Origin of the sequence: Variovorax sp. CCNWLW186, assembly GCF_037203865.1 — a bacterium.
Taxonomy (GTDB): domain Bacteria; phylum Pseudomonadota; class Gammaproteobacteria; order Burkholderiales; family Burkholderiaceae_C; genus Variovorax.
This window is the reverse complement of sequence record NZ_JBBCBO010000049.1, coordinates 1-1,826: the sequence shown is the minus strand read 5'-3', so window position 1 is coordinate 1,826 and position 1,826 is coordinate 1. Positions and strand designations below refer to the sequence as shown.

Genomic DNA, 1,826 nt, shown 5'->3' with positions numbered 1-1,826 from the left:
ACGAGGTCGCCGTTGGCGTTGTAGCCGTAGGTGACGCTGGTGCTGCTGGCGCCGTTGATGCTCTGGGTGAAGCCGGTGAGCTGGTTGCTTAACGGGCCTACCGTATAGCTGCGGCTGGTGTTCAGACCATTGAGGTCTCGCAAGCTGCTCATCCGGTTGCCGTTGGTGTCATAGCCGAAGGCGGCCGTGTCGCCAGCGGCATCGAACCCGATGATGCGCCCCAGCGCGTTGTAGCCCACGGTCCAGGTGCGGGGCGCCAGCGAGATGGTGCTCTGTGTCGGGTCGGCGTCACCCGGGCCGTAGAGCTGCTGCGTCAGGCTGGTGATGCGACCCGCGGCGTCGTAGACGTAGTTGCTGAACTCCGTGGCTGTCAGGCGGCCCGCCGTGTCATAGGCCCGGTGGGCTGGCATCGTGGGAGACGCGAAGGCCCAGGTCCACCGCATGGGCTGCCCCAGCGGGTTCCAGGCAATGTCTGTGATGAGCGGGGCGTCGTTCCAGTGCAAGGCCGAGAGGCGGCCGCCCATCTCGTAGATATAGGTCAGCGCCGAGCCGCCGGGGTAGATAGTCCTCTGCAGCAGACCATTCGGGCTGTACTCGTAGTTGACCTGCTGCACGCTGCCGTTGACGAGAGTCTGGCGCTTCTGGGTCACACGGCCGAAGCTGTCGCGGATGTACTCGGTGGTGCCGCTGCGGTCGATGATCTCCGACAGGAAGCCCTTGCTCGCGGGCGTCTGGTCGTAGCGCAGCGTGGTGGACTTGCCGTCGGCGAAGACGAGGATGGTCGGCCGGCCCAAGGGATCGCGGGTGATGATGGTGGCCTGCCCGAGGGCGTCGGTGATCTGGCTCGGCAGGCCCAGCGCGTCGTACTGGGTGCTGGCCGTGCCCACATCGGGGCTGGTCTCGCCGGTGGCGTTACCCTGCGCATCGCGGACGTAGCCGGTCATCACGCCTTTGAAGTCCTTGGCTTCGGTGACGGCATCCAAGGCGTTGTACTTCAGTGTGGCGGTGGCGCCCGCGGCATCAGTGATGGCCGCCACACGGCGCAGGCTGTCGAGGCCGTATTCGGTGCTCTGGATCAGGCCATTGGTGACTCGCGTGAGCTCGCCGTTGGCGTCGTAGCCGAAGGCGGTGGCCTGGTTCGGGCCATCCACCTTCATGGCCGGCCGGTTGATGTTGTTGATCACCCGCGCCGCATTCCAGGCAACGTTGCCGGTGCTGTCCTTGATCTCTTCGGCGGTACGGTTGCCCATGCCGTCCAGCGTGTAGCTGCCGCTCTCGCCGCGGTTGTTGCGCCAGCCGATGAGGCGCTGAGCGGCGTCGTAGGTGTAGGTCAGGATCAGGCCGGTGGGCAGCACGAGGGTCTCGACCTTGCCGTAGGGCTTGTAGCCGAGCATGGTGATCTGCTGGCCGCCGACGGTCTGGGTCAGCAGGCGATCGCGGGCGTCGTAGGTGTAGGTGGTGACGAGGCCGTTGGGCGCCGTCATGCTCTCCACACGGTTGGCGTTGTCGTAGGCGTAGCTGGTGACGTGGCCGAGGGTGTTGGAGGAAGTGAGGACATTGCCTCGGTGGTCGTAGGCGTAGCTGGTGACGGCGCTGTTGGGCTCGGTGGTGGTGGCCACCAATTGCTGGGCGTTGTAGGTCCACTGCCAGGTCTGGGTCCTGCCGGTGTAGGCCTCCGTCACGGTCTTGGAGAGCGTGTTGCCGAACGGATCGTAGGTGTAGGCGGTGCTGCGCGGAGGGGCGGTCACCAGCAGCGGCAGACTGAAGTCAGGGTGCCACTGCGTCGTCACGATCCTGGCGTCGGGCGTGCCTGCGGCGTGTTCCAC

Annotated in this window: 1 pseudogene; it reads right to left on the bottom strand. The window is 66.0% G+C overall.

Annotation, left to right across the window (positions count from 1 at the left end):
- A pseudogene (locus V9K97_RS27220) lies at window positions 1–1,826 on the bottom strand (hypothetical protein); the annotation flags it as partial.